The organism is Planctopirus hydrillae, from assembly GCF_001707835.1.
GTDB classification, from domain to species: Bacteria; Planctomycetota; Planctomycetia; order Planctomycetales; family Planctomycetaceae; genus Planctopirus; species Planctopirus hydrillae.
In genome coordinates, this window is sequence record NZ_LYDR01000086.1 from 1 (window position 1) to 13780 (window position 13780).

General features: G+C 55.9%; 9 protein-coding genes. 7 read left to right on the forward strand and 2 right to left on the reverse strand.

The genetic code is table 11. From position 1 onward, the window contains the following. Positions 1-121 precede the first annotated feature (121 nt). The 3 genes from A6X21_RS10815 to A6X21_RS10825 all read left to right on the forward strand — a co-directional run bounded on the left by A6X21_RS10815 (position 122) and on the right by A6X21_RS10825 (position 2035). The gene (locus A6X21_RS10815; protein WP_068847783.1) at positions 122-373 is read left to right on the forward strand and encodes a hypothetical protein; all 252 of its coding nucleotides are present in this window, start codon (positions 122-124) and stop codon (positions 371-373) included. Positions 374-495: 122 nt separating this feature from the next. Then, a complete protein-coding gene (locus A6X21_RS10820; protein WP_083233544.1) occupies positions 496-678 on the forward strand; it encodes a hypothetical protein in 183 nt (60 codons plus the stop codon). Positions 679-787: 109 nt separating this feature from the next. Continuing rightward, a complete protein-coding gene (locus tag A6X21_RS10825) occupies positions 788-2035 on the forward strand; it encodes a hypothetical protein (RefSeq protein WP_131818294.1) in 1248 nt (415 codons plus the stop codon). An 857-nt stretch (positions 2036-2892) separates the two neighbouring features. Here A6X21_RS10825 and A6X21_RS10835 read toward each other — a convergent pair. Continuing rightward, entirely contained in the window at positions 2893-3561 is a 669-nt protein-coding gene (locus A6X21_RS10835) for a response regulator transcription factor (protein ID WP_052301602.1), read from the reverse strand. After that, positions 3536-5497 carry a type IV pili methyl-accepting chemotaxis transducer N-terminal domain-containing protein gene (locus tag A6X21_RS10840; protein WP_068847787.1) on the reverse strand — a complete coding sequence of 654 codons (1962 nt, stop codon included), beginning with the start codon at positions 5495-5497 and terminating at the stop codon, positions 3536-3538. Before A6X21_RS10840 ends, A6X21_RS10835 begins: the two co-directional genes overlap by 26 nt. 566 nt (positions 5498-6063) lie before the next feature. On the opposite strand from A6X21_RS10840, the gene A6X21_RS10845 reads away from it, so the two are divergent. The 4 genes from A6X21_RS10845 to A6X21_RS10860 all read left to right on the forward strand — a co-directional run bounded on the left by A6X21_RS10845 (position 6064) and on the right by A6X21_RS10860 (position 13753). After that, positions 6064-7452, forward strand: a complete 1389-nt coding sequence (locus A6X21_RS10845) for an MFS transporter (RefSeq protein ID WP_068847788.1) — start codon at positions 6064-6066, stop codon at positions 7450-7452. Between the two features lie 327 nt (positions 7453-7779). Beyond that, positions 7780-9468, forward strand: coding sequence for a DmsC/YnfH family molybdoenzyme membrane anchor subunit (locus A6X21_RS10850; protein WP_240490237.1), 1689 nt, complete (start codon positions 7780-7782; stop codon positions 9466-9468). Further along, positions 9465-11690, forward strand: a complete 2226-nt coding sequence (locus A6X21_RS10855) for a molybdopterin oxidoreductase family protein (protein WP_083233541.1) — start codon at positions 9465-9467, stop codon at positions 11688-11690. The genes A6X21_RS10850 and A6X21_RS10855 overlap by 4 nt, the downstream gene beginning before the upstream one ends. A gap of 215 nt (positions 11691-11905) precedes the next feature. Then, positions 11906-13753 carry a NirA family protein gene (locus A6X21_RS10860; RefSeq protein WP_068847790.1) on the forward strand — a complete coding sequence of 616 codons (1848 nt, stop codon included), beginning with the start codon at positions 11906-11908 and terminating at the stop codon, positions 13751-13753. Positions 13754-13780 lie beyond the last annotated feature (27 nt).

Genomic DNA, 13780 nt, shown 5'->3' on the forward strand with positions numbered 1-13780 from the left:
CCCAGCCTGCGGCAACAGCTCTCCCGGCAGATGGGAGCGGTTCAGTCGCAGCTCGATCAACTCCTTGTTGATCGACCCCGCCGCTCCATCGTTCGTCCCCGCCTCCATGAGGAGGCCTGACATGGATCTGCGCACCACAGACCTGCTGGTTCAACCCGATGGTTCAGTGACGACCCTCTACACGGAAGTGATCGATCTGGCAGCTCTGGGCCTCTTGCAGATCGAACGGGCCAGTGATGTCGAACCTGACAGCACCGGCCACTGGTGGGCCCAGTTGCGGGAAGGGCCGAAACTGGGGCCGTTTACGCGAAGAAGTCAGGCCCTGCAGGCTGAAGTCGACTGGCTGCTGGAGCATCGCCTCCAGCAACGCTGATTTTTCCCTCTCAATGACAGTTCTTCACTCCCCGGTTCTCACCACTGTTTTGGCAGCGTGAGAGCCGGGGAGTTTTTTTGTTGGCTGAAACAACACTGCTTCTCGAAAGGAGCCTCTCCCTCATGACTCGACATGAACTCGAACGGGCTGTTTCTGAAACGACGGGCGATGACCTCGCGGTGATCCACCAGCGCGGGTTCGAACTGATTGATCTTTCACCACCTCTGGCCGACGACGAACTGCTGGATCTCTACCTCGACTGGGATGCCCTTCACCTGTCAGTCGCTGGCTGTGGTAACGGCTGAACTCGATCAACCTGCCGATTACCTGAACCGACCCGCTCTTACTCTGACACAGTGGGGGCGGGTGTTTGTGTTTCTCATCCTGCTTAAATTCCTCCTCGAAAGGTGTTCCATGCTGCTCTTCACACGCAGCGAAGCCCGCCAGGTATTGGCTGTGCTTCGTAAATCGGGACTGGTCAACTTCTCCCGCCGCATTCAACCCCCGATTACAATGGTGCAAGCCGGATCCCAGTTGCGAATTCTCTGTGCCACGAAAGACTGCTGGGTTGTCTGGGAACGCGAACCTGGCTCTCACGAAACTCGCTCCAGCACACCCTCAGAACCCATCACCCGCGTCACTGTTTCGATAGAACTCCTGCGGGAATGTCAGGGCCCCGATGCCGAGGTCGTCACATTGGAAGTCGATCAGGACATCGTGAAGGCAAGTTGGTCTGTTTCGGGATTCGCGGTCGAGCGGGAGTTTCAGGTGTTCGATGCCCCCGACGAGCAACTCTTCCCGCATCCCCGGGAATACTTCTCGTGTCCACCAGAGTTCCTGGGTGCCTTGCGGCAGGTGATGACAGTCCGAGACAGTGCCAGCACACGGTATGCCCTCAACTGCGTTCAGCTGAGTGGATCCCGTCAGCAGCTGGCGGGGACCGATAGCCGAAAACTCTTGATTCACCGTGGCATTCAGCTCCCGTGGCCTGAGGATCTCCTTGTGCAGGGAACAGATCTGCTCGAAGCTCCAGAGTTGCAGCGAGTCAAAACCGTGCGAATGGGCCGGACGGAGACCGATCTCGTGCTGCAACTGGGGCACTGGACTGTCGGGCTCAAGCTCAACACCGAGTCCCGTTATCCGCCGGTGGATCGTGTGGTGCCGTCGCTCTCTGAAGAGACTACCCGGCTGGAACTCCATCCACTCGATGCCACCCGACTGGAAGAACTGCTGCACCGGATGCTCGAAACCTGTTCCAGCCGCTCGCCTACCATGCATCAGCCGCTGACAGTCGATCTGACGGGCGATGTCCCGATCGTCCGTTGCCGCACGAACCACTCTCCCCGGGCCACGGAAATCCGCCTGAGCCGTTCCTCACGCCATGGCCAGCCCGGAAAGGTCTGCCTCGAAACCCGGTTTCTCGTATCGGCCCTCGAAATGGGGTTCCAGCAGCTGGCATTCCACAAAAGCGACTCGCCTGTGCGGCTGGACCAGCACCAGCGGGTCTACATCCTCATGCCACTCGACCCCGACAGCTTGATCCCACCGGGAGACGATCACGTGATCACCACCGGTCCGGAACCGGCTGACGTGGATCGAGCCCCTGTGTTCGATCAGGCACAGGGATTACCCATTCGCCGTGCAGAACTAGCGATTGCTTAAAACGCTGCAGCAGATCGTCCACCACACAGACACACCTGCTCAGGTCGCAGAGGGATGCCTCTGCGGCCTGAGTTGGTTTCTTTTTAGCTGTCAGTGAGTTGCTCTGGCAGGCTCTTACAACCGCTGGAATCGGCTTGAGGTGCCAATACAAATCAGGGTCTTACCAAAATCCACGTGTTGAATGTCATCAAGGCACAAAAATTTGGAATCAGGCTAAATGGTCGATTATGAATCTCCTGTGCATGGTCCCGTTGAAGATTGGGCTTCTGCAGAAGATGAAATCATAAAAGGGTTCATCTCGTCCCACTTCAATGAGTTAAGATCGAGATTCTCAGGGTTTCGCGCGCGAGTTCTCCATGACGAATTGTCGTTTGCCTTAAGGAGACAGGTTGCACGCAAACTGGCAATCTTCGCCAACCAGCGTTACTGATTTTGAACGAGGCCTCAGGAAGACCTCGGAAGCGTCCACGAACGTTGTATGCTGACGCAGGCTACAACAGTGAAGCTGCTCGCCACGCACTCCAAGGTCGCGGCATCATCCCCCACATACGCTGCAGAAACACCGCCCACGGAGGTGGACTGGGAAAAATTCCTGTGAAGTCACAAGACAGAGGTGGTGGAACGTACCATTAGTTGGCACGGCGGGCTGGGCCTTTTCCGCATTCGCTACGACCGGCATCAGCAAATCATCCACGCCTCGAACCACCTGGCAATCGCTGCCCTCTGTTATTGCGTGCTGATCAGGACACCAACCCAAACTTTTAATCAACAAAGCGGTTTTTGTCAGGCTCTAAGAGTGAACTGCTGCTATTCGACAAAACAGCACAATACCCCCAAAAGTCGAAATACCTAAGCCCTCATTGAATACGATTTAGCGTAGGTACTCTTCCTTGCTCATTTCTCTGAAGTTGGCGGACTTCTGCGAGCACTCGATGTGTAATCGTAAGTTGCAGCAGTTCTGCCAGGCTTTGAACTTTGAGTTTTCTCATCAGGCGCTGACGACGCAGTTCAATGGCTCGTTCAGAGATAAACAGTCTGGTAGCCATACCTTTATTGCTTTCTCCCTGCAGGATGAGATCCAGCGTCTCGATATCTGTCGCACTCAATTCTTGAACGGCGGTTTCGAGCCGCTCGAATCGCGACTCACTTTGCCGCCATGCTGCATCCAGTTCGAGGGCTTGAGCGACGAGCTTTAATAGTCGCTGCGACTCAAATGGCTTCTCCAGAAATTCTATAGCTCCTGATTTCATGGCCGTGACCGCGATTTCGACGCTCGCATGTGCTGTCATGAAAATCACCGGCAGACGTCGGCCTTGTAGCAGGAGCTGTTGATAGAGCTCCAGGCCCCCAATTCCCGGCATGCGGATATCTAACAGCAAACAGCCGGGTTGTGTCTGTTGATACTTCGAAGCGAAATCATCTCCGCTGACGAAACTACGCACTACATACCCCGAAGCGCGGAGCAACGTCACAACGGAATCGCGCAGATCCTCGTCGTCGTCAACGACAAAAACTGTGGGTGACATTACTGGGGGAATTGTCATAAATAACTGCCAATTTGAAACTGACGCGTGCACCACCTGAGGAATTGTTTTCCAGGGTCAACTCACCGGAATGTGAATGAATGAGAGTTTGACTGATCGACAACCCCATTCCGAGGCCATTCGATTTTGTAGTGTGAAAAGGAAAGGGTCCAGTCGTGAGCCAATTGTCCTGGAAACCCGGGCCTGTATCTTCAACCACCAGGACGAGTTTTTTATCTTCCTGGAAAGAGGTGATCGTCAATCGCCGGGGAAGATCAGAAACTCCACTCATGGCCTGAATCGAATTGCGGATCAGATTCATGAGAACCTGCTGAATCTGGACGGCATCGCCCTGGAAACAAAGATCTTCGGAATCACTGGTGTTTTTCGCCACTTCGATTCGTTGTTCAGACAATTCGTTCGAGCAAAGTGCGAGAACCTCTTCGATTAGCGGGTTGATCGACAACAATCTCATTTCACTTTTGGATGTGCGCAAAAATGACCGCATGCGGTTCACGATCGATCCCGCTCTCAATGCGGCATCGCGAATACGTCGGGCGATCCGTGCGGCTTCATCAGATTGCTGATCCGGGTTTTGCAGTACGAGAGGGAGTGCTTCAGAATAGGCCGCAATCGCGCCCAACGGCTGATTGATTTCATGTGCTATACCCGTGGCCAATTGGCCCAGGCTGGTGACGCGGTTGGCATGGGCGAGTTGAATCATTAATCGCCGGGAATTTTCCTCGGCGAGATTCCGTTCTTTAATCTGGTGCATCAGTTCGTCGTTGGCGTCGCGGAGTTCACCTGTTCGCAGTGCCACGCGTTCTTCCAATTCGCGGTGTGCATCCTTGAGCCGGTCTTCCGCCAGTTTTCGATCCGAAATATCTGTCACTATCAGGAACAACGCCTTGGCACCATGATCGTCGAGTTCCTGATATCCAACGGCTGTCAAAGTGATGCATTTCAGCGACTCGGGGAGTTGCCACTCAATTTCACAGGGAGATGAGGAACAGACATTGGCATTGAGCAAAAGCTTCTTCAGTTCTGCTTGAGAGGGAAGAGCCGCCAAACTGACGATGTCGCTTCCTTTGAGTTCATCAACAGTTCGAAACAAAATCTGAGCAAATCGGTCATTCACATAGTGGATGCAATGATCATTGTCGAGCACGACCAGTCCGTCATGCATTCGCTCGACAAGCGAACGAAATTGTGTTTCGCTAATTCTCATGCGCTGCCATTGCGAACGAATCAGCTCATTGGCCGGTTTGAGCACCAGCCACGACAACGCCACCATGGCAGAAAGCGCACCCAGCATTAAGGCAAGGCTCAAACCCCTGAGCCAGCTCACCTGCTCGATTGCCACGATCTGGAACAGATCAACAACCCGCTCCATCTGCTCAAGATACCCGGGCTCGGCTGCCAACAACTGGATCGCGACCCTCTGGTCATCAGTTGTCAAAACGGGTATCTGAGGAGTGCCGGAAACATCACTATCAATGGTAGATCGCTTCTCGCCCGGGATGCTGGCGGATTGGATGGCTTGTTCCCCCGCTTGCGACAGCTTCTGGAAGTGAGGCTGAAGCTCGGCAAATGCGTGGAGAATTCTGGCATCCCTGACTGGAGGTAACCCCAATTGAGCGTCGCCATGCAAAAGTCCTGTGTGAACAGTCTTCCAGCGATCTAACGAGTCCCGCAATTCCCTTCGCCAATATTCCGCCTGCGAAGGATCAAGATCGATGGCAAGGGCCGCTTTGGTCATCCGCTGGCTGAGCATGCGCTGTCGGCCCGCGAGATTGATCACCGGCCCAAAGCCGTTGAGCCGAAAAAGCAAAGGTTGCAGCAGGGCTTGATCGACGAGAAGCAACGAAGCGACGACCACCAGGACAACGAAATATCGCCGCCCCAGGCCTTGAATCAGTTTTTCCGATTCCTGCGTCATCAACCCGTTTCTCTGAGGACAGTCCAGCGTGCGTTCTTACGAGAGTTTGAAAAACGAACTGACCGTTGGAGACATACCAGTTTCGTGAATCCAACTTTCCACCAGTCATTGCTGAATAATTATCGATGAAAACTGCGTGCCGAAGCCGTTATGAACACATGCCTCGATCGAATGTGAATTACATTTTCCCGTGGATTCACGGGAATAACTGGCATTTGAAGTTTTCAAACAGCAGAAAAACTCCGCTCCAAAACCATGCAATCGTGCCTCAATGGATTGCACCACGAATGGCTTTCACATGGTTCATTGAAGAGTTTGAGTTCGGTTAACCGAACAAATGGAGCCTTCTTCGTTCTTTGGAATCAAAGCTGCCTGAATCTGAGTTGCCGCTGCATCAGAACTCGACCATTTCTCCCTTGAGGCCCCTCCAGAGAGAGTGAGCCGAAATCAATGATCAGTGAGTCATCCACCGGTCTTCCATCTGGGGTGTTGCTCCGAGGGAAGCACGACAGTCGCTCGTCGTCAGGGTGGATAGGAAGTTGTTCACGCACGACAAGGCTCATTCAATGACCACCTCCGCCAAAGCGACATCGATCCGGCTGTGGGATTTCAAGACCCCACCCATGCGTGCGTTCCACATGTCCTGGTTCGCGTTTTTTCTGTGTTTTTTCGCATGGTTCGGCATCGCACCACTGATGCCAGTCGTTCGCGATGAAATGCACCTCAGCAAGGATCAGGTGGGCTGGTGTATTATTGGATCGGTCGCGATCACAGTTCTTGCGCGGCTCTATGTCGGCTGGCTTTGCGACCGGATCGGCCCCCGTCTGGCATATAGCGGGCTGTTGGTGCTCGCTTCAATCCCTGTGATGGGAATCGGACTGGCCCACGATTTCACGACGTTTTTAATGTTCCGCATCGCGATCGGTGCCATCGGTGCGTCGTTTGTGATCACGCAGTATCACACTTCGATCATGTTTGCAAAGAACTGTGTTGGCACAGCAAACGCCACTACTGCCGGTTGGGGGAATCTTGGGGGCGGGGTGACGCAAATGGTCATGCCCACGCTCTTTGCACTTCTCATGGTCGCGTTCGGGTTGTCAACGGCCAGTTCTTGGCGATTCTGTATGCTGCTGGCCGGAGTGGTCTGCGCTACAATGGGGATCGCTTACTTTTTCCTCACGCAGGATACTCCAGAGGGAAACTTTGCAGAACTTCGCGCTACTGGGAAAATGCCTCAAAAGTCGGCAGTCAAGGGAACCTTCCAGGAAGCTTGTCGCGACTACCGCGTCTGGATTCTGTTTCTCGTCTATGGGGCCTGCTTCGGGATGGAACTGACGCTCGACAACATCGCGGCACTCTATTTTATCGACTATTTCAAAGAGCTGAAAACGGCTGATCCAGTCTACGCGCTGGGCATCGCAGGGTTCGTTGCAGGACTCTTTGGTTCAATGAACCTCTTCGCCCGCGCGCTGGGCGGCATCGCTTCAGATCGGTGTGCGGCGAAGTGGGCCCTGTCGGGCCGGGTCCGCTGTCTGTTCATTGTCGTCCTGCTGGAAGGGATGGCTCTCATGCTCTTCTCGCAGGCCCGAACCTTGCAGTTTGCCATTCCCGCGATGCTGCTATTAGGTCTCTTTGTCAAAATGTCGAATGGGGCAACTTATGCCGTCGTGCCGTTCATCAACAAGCGTGCACTCGGTTCGGTCTCCGGGATCGTTGGAGCCGGTGGGAATGCGGCGGCTGTCGCGGCTGGATTCCTTTTCAAAAGTTCGGTGGTGTCCTGGCCAACGGCTCTGTTCATTCTCGGGGTGATCGTGACGCTGGTATCAGTCAGCATACTAGCCATCCGCTTCACGCCTCAAATCGAAAGCGAAGAGGCCACCCCTCCGATCCTGACAGGAGACGAGGCGGCCCCCGTTTTACCAGCCGGTGTCCAAGCTGTGTGTGCTTCAGTTTAATCACTCCTGTCTCCTGATGCAGGATCCCGTGATCGGAGCAGTCGCTCGCGCCGTTCGCGGATCCTGCACTCGAAATCCCTCATGAGAAGGACACTCATCGAAGCTTTTCGGAAGGATGTGAACTTTGAATCGTGCATTCGCGAATCACATGCCCTTCGGAAGACCTCAGAGACGTGCCACCCCTGGGCAACCATTTTGTTCGAAAAGACCTCCATTTGAGAGTCCGGTCGTATGAGCGACGCGTTGCCAATCACGAGGCCTCTGAGTCTGCAAGATCTGCTGGAAGGCTTCGGATCGGTCTCCGCGCCGCCTTCGAAAGGCGAGCAGATGGTTCACCGACTGTTGCAAAAACAGCGGGAGCTCTCCGCCGTCGAACTCTTCGCAAAGGAGCACGCCGATGGGACGATCAACGGCAGCAAATTACCCGATCAGGCCCGTTTCTATGCCAGTCTGCTGCCTGCGACGCCCGTGGGCCCGGGGCAGCAGTACGGCTTCGAAGTCGATCTCGATCGCTGTTCGGGTTGTAAGGCCTGTGTGACAGCTTGCCACTCTCTGAACGGGTTGGATGATTCGGAGACTTGGCGCGATGTAGGATTACTCATCGGCGGAACCGAGACGCTTCCCGTGATGCAGCATGTGACAGCTGCCTGCCATCATTGCCTTGAACCGGCCTGCATGACCGCCTGCCCGGTAAACGCCTACGAAAAAGACGCCTTCACGGGTATCGTCCGGCATCTCGATGATCAATGCTTCGGCTGCCAATACTGCACGCTGGCCTGTCCCTACAATGTCCCCAAGTACCACGCTGCCAAGGGGATCGTCCGCAAGTGCGACATGTGTTCCAACCGCCTGAAAAATGGCGAAGCACCGGCCTGTGTACAGGCATGCCCTCATGAGGCCATCTCTATCCGAATCGTCGATGTGTCGCGGGTCACCGAAAATGCGGAGGCAGACCACTTCCTCCCCGCTGCTCCCGAACCTTACATCACTCTACCGACAACCACGTACAGGACGACGCGGGTCTTTCCCCGCAATATGCTCCCGGCGGATTACTATTCGGTCAGCCCGCAACATCCCCATTGGCCATTAATCGTGATGCTGGTGCTGACACAGCTTTCGGTTGGAGCATTCGCAGCGGGCAGTTTCCTGGAAGGGGCACTTGATACAGAACTCGCCACCGCTTTTCGTCCCATTCATGCAACAGGTGCACTCGTGCTGGGGTTGCTGGCACTGGGAGCCAGCACGCTTCATCTGGGACGGCCACTCTACGCTTTCCGAGGGATTCTGGGATTTCGGCATTCCTGGCTCAGCCGGGAAATCGTGGCCTTTGGATTATTTGCAGGTCTCGCTGTACCGTTTGCCGGGCTTTGCTGGGGATTGCCACTGCTGGAGGTCTCGGGCAGTCCCTGGGGGAAACTGGCTGGTGAACTCGTCCCGACATTGTCACTGAGTGTCGCGTGCGTGGGAGTTATCGGTGTCTTCTGTTCGGTGATGATCTACGTCTTCACCAGAAGGGAACTCTGGTCGCTGGAGCGAACTTTGATCCGCTTTAGCCTCACGACGATACTTCTGGGCGTGGCGACAATCTGGCTGATGATGTGGCTGGCCGTTGGTTTTTTGAGCGATGACGAGTGGCATCAGCTTGCCCAAAACTTGACTCGCCCTTTGGCCCGCTCGGTAATCATCCTGACCACACTCAAGCTGCTTTACGACATCTCGCTGCTGCGGCATCTGGCGACATTCCGCAATTCATCGCTCAAGCGATCGGCACTCCTGGTTGTCGGCCCGCTGAGAGGTTTTTCCATCGGACGGCTCGTGTTGGGAGTCGTTGGAGGCGTGGTCATCCCCGTAGCCTTTGCGGCCGTTCCGATTCATGACCCGATCCCGTTCACAACGACATCGGCCGTTTTCGTGGGGCTGATGTGGGTTGCCTGCCTGGGGGGAGAGTTGCTCGAGCGTTATCTGTTCTTCTCCGCTGTGTCGAACCCGCGTATGCCCGGAGGAGTGCGTTCATGAGCTGGTTTCCGGATAACCCCATCATGCAGCCATTACTGACACTGCTCCATCAGCGAGAGGGTTCCCTGACGCGCGAGTTACTGCAACAACCCGCGGGCTTTGGACTGGGCCAACTGCCCCAAAGCCAGTTGCCCGACGCAACGACGGACATGGTCTGTGGCTTCTGCTCGACGGGTTGTGGCCTCAAAGTCCATTTGAAGGAAGGTGAAGCGATCGGGTTGTCGCCAACTACTTCGTATCCGGTGAACCTCGGCATGGCTTGTCCGAAGGGGTGGGAAGCCTTGCGTGTCCTCGACGCTCCCGACCGCGCGACGACACCTCTGTACCGAGCTGATAAGAACGGACGGCTGGAACCTGTCGACTGGGATGCAGCGCTGAGACTTTTCACGGGTCGCTTTCGACAGATTCAGGAAAAGCACGGGCCCCACTCAGTGGCGTTCATCAGCACAGGCCAGATGCCCACCGAAGAGATGGCATTGCTCGGCGCGGTGGCCAAGTTCGGCATGGGCCTCAGGCACGGCGACGGCAATACGCGGCAGTGCATGGCGACGGCAGTGGTCGCCTACAAAGAGGCGTTCGGTTTCGATGCGCCTCCCTACACCTACGCCGACTTCGAAGAATCGGACGCCATGGTGTTCGTGGGTAGTAACCCCTGCATTGCCCATCCCATCATGTGGGAGCGCGTCATGCGGAACCGCCGTTCGCCGGAGATCATCGTCGTTGATCCACGCGGCAATGAAACGACGATGTACGCCACCCAGCATCTGGCCATCCAGCCCAAAACCGATCAGACACTCTTTTACGGCGTGGCCCGCCTCCTCATCGAACAAGGCCGGATTGACGAAAAGTTCGTCGCGCGATCGACGACGGGATTCGAGGAATTCGCCCGCTTCGTGAACGACTATAGCCTGGCCCGCACTGCATCCGAAACAGGGCTTGAGCCGAACCAGATTGAGCGATTCGCCTGCACGATCCACGAGAAAGAGCGAGTCTCGTTCTGGTGGACGATGGGGGTCAATCAGAGCCATCAGGGGGTGCGTACCGCGCAGTCGATCATCAATCTGGCACTGATGACGGGGAACATTGGCAAACCCGGAACCGGAGCCAATTCGATCACGGGCCAGTGCAACGCCATGGGTTCGCGGCTCTTCAGCAACACGACCAACCTTCTGGGCGGACACGATTTCAAGAACGCCGATCACCGCGCGAAGATCGCGGGCATTCTGGGCATGGATGAGAGTGTCATCCCCACCGAGAACAGTTGGTCGTACCACGAAATCATGGAGGGAATTCTCAAAGAGAAAATCAAAGGACTGTGGATCATCTGTACCAACACGGCCCACTCGTGGATCAACCAGAACCTGGCCCGTGAAATGCTTTCGCGGCTCGATTTCCTAGTTGTACAGGACATGTACCACAATACCGAAACGGCCCAGATGGCTGACCTCGTCCTTCCAGCCGCTGGCTGGGGCGAGAAAGAAGGGACGTTTATTAATTCCGAGCGGCGCATTGGTCGTATCAAGAAGGTCAGGCGTGCGCCGGGGAAAGCGCTGGCCGACTTCCACATCTTTCAATTGGTGGCTGAGTATTGGGGCTGCGGAGAGCAATTCCGGCGCTGGTCTTCGCCCGAAGCCGTCTTTGAAGTTCTGAAGGAGTGTTCGCGCGGTATGCCCTGCGACTTCACGGGCGTTCAGAACTACCGCTGGATCGAAGAACAAGGGGGGGTGCAATGGCCCTGCCCTGAAGGGATGACTGCCCCCGTACAAGAGCGGCGTCTCTTCGAGGATGGTTGTTTTTACCATGCCGACGGTCGTGCAAAATTCCTCTTTGAGGCCTCCCGCCCGTTGACGGAATTGCCCAACGAGGCGTATCCGTTCATTTTGTTGACTGGAAGGGGAAGCGCTTCGCAATGGCATACGCAGACCCGCACTGCGAAGTCGCCGGTCCTCAGGAAGTTGTATCCCGAGCAACCGTTTATCGAAATCAATCCGGCTGATGCACGAGCACTCAAGATCGCCCATAACGCCTGGGTCACCGTCGAGTCGCGACGAGGCCGCATGCGGGCGATGGCACTCGTGACTCCTGCTGTGAGGCAAGGACAGGTCTTCATTGCGATGCATTACGAGGAGACGAACCAGTTAACCGACGCGGTGTTCGACCCGTACTCAAAGCAGCCCTCGTACAAGGCTTGCGCCGTCAACGTCAAGGGAGGTGCGGAGTGAATATTGACGCGTTTTGTTCCTCGTCGCGTAGTACGTTCCTGAATCCTCGAAGGGTGTGGTCTTGGGCAATTGGTGGCCTGGGTTGAGCGTCTTCGCGAACCCCTAACTCCTGCCAACCAGCGCTGAGGGTTCGAAGACTCACTGACAACCACCAGTCGACCCTGGCCGCCCATTCCAATCACGTGAATTGATCCCTTTTCAAGTGGTGCTTTTCCATGACCCAAGACAACGGTTTCACTGATAGCCAGAAGAGTTATCTCCAGGGGTTTGCTTTGGGTGCCGACGTGGCCCGCAAGGTGAAAGGCTTGCCTGTCATTGCAGATAGCGGGGGTGGCTGTGTGGAAGCTGTTAACAGTCTGGCGACAACGATTCAAATCGGGCCGCGGGCAACACAAGCCGCATTGCCTGCCACGGGAAGGAATCGAGAACTCGCCGCTCAGGAAAGGTTTCTGGCACAAGGCAAAAAACTCTCAAATGAAGAGCAGGCGAAGCGAGACAAGGATCCATTGTCGATCTGGCCGCAAATGCAGGCAGCAGCGGCGGAAGGCGTGTTTCCCAAGGGAACAGATGTCTTTCTATGGAAGTTTCACGGGTTGTTCCAGGTGGCCCCCGCTCAGGATTCATTCATGTGCCGACTGCGGATCGCGGGGGGCGAACTCAAGAGCTGGCAACTTCGCGGTATTGCCGATCTGGCCCAGGAGCATGCGGGCCATTATCTGGATGTCACGACGCGGGCGAACCTGCAACTCCGCGAGATTTCGGCGGAAAAGGGCTGCGCAATCCATACAGGCCTTGTCGAGTTGGGACTCGTCAATAAAGGCTCAGGAGCCGACAACATCCGCAATGTGACTTCGTCGGCGACTTCTGGCTTCGATGCAGACGAGCTGATCGATACACTCCCTTATGCCAAGGCAATGCACCACCATATTCTCAATGACCGGGAGTGTTACGGCCTGCCAAGAAAGTTCAACATCAGCTTCGACGGCGGAGGACGCATCGCGACCCTGGAAGAGACAAACGACGTCGGCTTCCAGGCAGTGCGAGTCGCCGAAGTGAACGCGACGAACGCCTGCCCCGCAGGTATCTATTTTCGCTTGACGCTCGGTGGCATCACCGGGCATCACGATTTCGCCCGCGATACAGGCATCCTCATCAAGCCCAGTGAGAGTATCGCCGTCGCTTCGGCCATCGTGAAGGTGTTCGTCGATCACGGTGACCGCACCGACCGCAAGAAGGCCCGGCTGAAGTATCTGCTCGATGATTGGGACTTCGCGAAATTCATCGAACATGTCGAGCGGGAACTGGGAAGGCCTCTCCTCCGGATGAGTAGCGAAGATTGCGAACCAGCCCGTCCCGTTGATCGCTGGGCTCATATCGGGTTCCATGCCCAGCAGCAAGAGGATCGCCATTACTGCGGCGTCGTGTTGCCAGTAGGTCGCCTCACCTGCGACCAGGCCCGGGGATTGGCCAGGCTCGCGGAAACACATGGTTCCGGCCGCATCCGATTAACCGTCTGGCAGAACCTGCTCATCCCAGATATCGCGACTGCTGATATCCCTGCCGTCCAGCGGGGAATTGAAAATCTGGGGTTGGAGTGGCGGGCTACGTCTGTACGTAGTGGACTGATTGCCTGTACGGGAAGCGCAGGGTGCAAATTCGCCGCTGCCGACACCAAACGCCACGCGCTGCTGCTGGCAGATCATCTTGATGAGCGGATCGAACTCGACGCACCGATCAACATCCACTTCACCGGTTGCCATCACAGTTGTGCTCAGCATTACATTGGCGACATCGGCTTACGCGGGACGAAGGTCGAAGTCGACGACGATCTGGTCGACGGATACGAGATCGTCGTTGGTGGCGGCTATGCAGACCAGCAGGCCATCGGCCGCCAGCTTTTTCCCCAGGTTCCCTTTACCGAAGTTCCCCGCCTTGTTGAGCGGCTTCTCGGCTTTTATGTCGATGCCCGCGACGAGTGCGAGCCGTTCTCGAAGTTCATCAATCGGCATTCCATCGAGCGACTGCGGGAAGTGACTCACTTCCATCCCGTGCTGGTTCCATAAGCCGATAATCTCCGACCAGTTTCCCCA